Below are 1,860 nucleotides of genomic sequence, written 5' to 3' on the forward strand. Positions count from 1 at the left end.
CTCCCCGGAGGAACTGGCGCTGATCGAGCAGAAAATGTCCCAAATTGGGACGAGAAACCGAGAAGCCTATCTGCGGAAGATGGCCCTGGACGGTTATGTGGTGCAGCTGGACTTGCCGGAGCTGAAGGAGCTTGTGTCCCTGCTGCGCCGGAGCAGCAACAATCTGAATCAGCTCACCCGCCGCGTGCATGAAACTGGGCGTGTCTACGATGCTGACCTGGAGGATATAGCCCAGCGGCAGGAACAGTTATGGGAGGGTGTGAGGGAAATCCTGACCCAGCTCTCCAATCTTTCGTGACAGGGATAAATACCCCAACTGCGGAGGGAGGAATGGCGTTCTTTTCGCCGCGCCTCCCTCCGCTTTTTCTTTTTGTCCGCATCCTTGATGTTAGGCAGAAAATAATTCATAATGGATTTAGAATACAACTGGAGGTGACGTTTTGTGGGTTTGCTAGTTGGTTTTATGAAACTGATTTTGAAGATCGTAGTTGCACCGGTGGTGCTGCTTCTCACCGTAACTATTTGGATTTGTGTGGGTCTGGTCTATGTATCCGGCTTGGTGTTGGGGCTTCTCAGCATGGTGATCGCCCTGTTGGGCGTGGCGGTTCTGGTGACATACTCCCCGCAAAACGGCCTCATTCTGCTGGTGATTGCGTTCCTCATCAGCCCGTTTGGACTGCCGCAGCTGGCATTTTGGCTGCTGGGTAAGGTGCAGAATTTGAAGTTTGCCATACAGGATTTGGTCTACGAATAAAAACAGCGTCCTCCCCACGACGGAGAGGACGCTATTCCTTAAAGTGGCAGGTTAATTATAACAGTTATTTGCGATTTTATTATTCGGCAGAATCAGGCTCACAAGCATCTTCGATATATTCAATCAAATCTCCGGGCTGGCATTTCATGATGCTGCAAATTTTCCCAAGCGTATCAGTGGTAACGGGCTTATCGTGCCGTATTCTCTGCAAGGTTTGCGCATCGATTCCTTCATTGGCCAAGCGGTAGAATGAGATGTGATTGCTTTCCATGAGCTGCCGCATCGGACGAAAAGAGATCGGCACTGCATCACCCCATTTTTGAATATTATATGGGGTTTGCCGCTTTCCATTATAGTGATTATAATCACTATAATGGAGTGATGAAAATGACAGCAACTTTTTGTGGACACGCGCAGATTTCTCAGTCAGCAGATGTAGAAAAATGGCTGTATGCCGTGACCCTGCATCTAATTGAGCAAGGCGTAAACATATTTTATCTTGGTGGATACGGAGCCTTTGACAGTTTGGCTGCGGCAGTTCTACGAAAACAGAAAACACAGCACCCAGAGATCGAGCTGATTCTTGTCCTTGCATATTTCGACACGAAACGGGATACTTCTGGCTATGACAGTACGGTATATCCGCCTCTGGAAACTGTGCCACGCCGTTTTGCGATTTCTCACAGAAACCGCTGGATGGTAGAAACCAGTGATGTCGTGGTGGCCTATGTTCTCCATGATTGGGGCGGAGCCGCCGCAACGCTGCGGTGCGCCAGAAAGAAGAAAAAACAGATTATTTCATATTTTGATGAAGTGGACAGCTGAGGCTGCCCACTTTTTTTGTAATAGGGAGTGAAAAGGATGAGCACATATCAGAAGGAACACATGGAAATGGAATATGCCCGTCATTTTTTGAGAGCGCTGAAACTGCTGGAAGAAGCCCAGCGTGGCAACGAAGATCCTGACACACTGATCAACGGCTTATTACAGGCGGCGACAGAATTTTACGATGCAGACAGTCATATATTATCGAAGCGGATTGGGCGGCAGGCATTGGCCTGAGTACCTATGAGTGGTGCCAAAAGGGGATAGAGTACATGGGCGGC

Annotated in this window: 5 protein-coding genes; 4 read left to right on the forward strand and 1 reads right to left on the reverse strand. The window is 48.9% G+C overall.

Translation table 11 applies throughout. The features are described 5' to 3' along the window. On the forward strand, positions 1 to 298 hold a 298-nt coding region (locus H6B10_RS14250; RefSeq protein ID WP_204652205.1), incomplete at its 5' end, for a plasmid mobilization protein. A 165-nt stretch (positions 299 to 463) separates the two neighbouring features. Beyond that, positions 464 to 754: a CD1845 family protein gene (locus H6B10_RS14255; protein ID WP_204652208.1), complete on the forward strand. Its 291-nt coding sequence runs from the start codon at positions 464 to 466 to the stop codon at positions 752 to 754. Between the two features lie 79 nt (positions 755 to 833). Here H6B10_RS14255 and H6B10_RS14260 read toward each other — a convergent pair whose 3' ends face one another. Continuing rightward, positions 834 to 1,025: a helix-turn-helix domain-containing protein gene (locus H6B10_RS14260; RefSeq protein ID WP_204652206.1), complete on the reverse strand. Its 192-nt coding sequence runs from the start codon at positions 1,023 to 1,025 to the stop codon at positions 834 to 836. Between the two features lie 116 nt (positions 1,026 to 1,141). On the opposite strand from H6B10_RS14260, the gene H6B10_RS14265 reads away from it, so the two are divergent. Both H6B10_RS14265 and H6B10_RS14270 read left to right on the forward strand, forming a co-directional pair. Further along, the gene (locus H6B10_RS14265) at positions 1,142 to 1,579 is read left to right on the forward strand and encodes a hypothetical protein (RefSeq protein WP_204652207.1); all 438 of its coding nucleotides are present in this window, start codon (positions 1,142 to 1,144) and stop codon (positions 1,577 to 1,579) included. Between the two features lie 36 nt (positions 1,580 to 1,615). Further along, complete coding sequence (locus tag H6B10_RS14270) at positions 1,616 to 1,816, forward strand: hypothetical protein (protein WP_087242542.1); 201 nt, start codon at positions 1,616 to 1,618, stop codon at positions 1,814 to 1,816. Positions 1,817 to 1,860: the final 44 nt, after the last annotated feature.

This window comes from Gemmiger formicilis (assembly GCF_016901605.1).
GTDB lineage: Bacteria > Bacillota > Clostridia > Oscillospirales > Ruminococcaceae > Gemmiger > Gemmiger formicilis_B.

Bases quoted from the DNA above. Each gene is read 5' to 3' on its own strand.
- H6B10_RS14265 (WP_204652207.1), top strand. From the start codon at position 1,142: ATGACAGCAACTTTTTGTGGACACGCGCAGATTTCTCAGTCAGCAGAT.
- H6B10_RS14260 (WP_204652206.1), bottom strand. From the start codon at position 1,025: ATGGAAAGCAATCACATCTCATTCTACCGCTTGGCCAATGAAGGAATC.
- H6B10_RS14270 (WP_087242542.1), top strand. From the start codon at position 1,616: ATGAGCACATATCAGAAGGAACACATGGAAATGGAATATGCCCGTCAT.
- H6B10_RS14255 (WP_204652208.1), top strand. From the start codon at position 464: ATGAAACTGATTTTGAAGATCGTAGTTGCACCGGTGGTGCTGCTTCTC.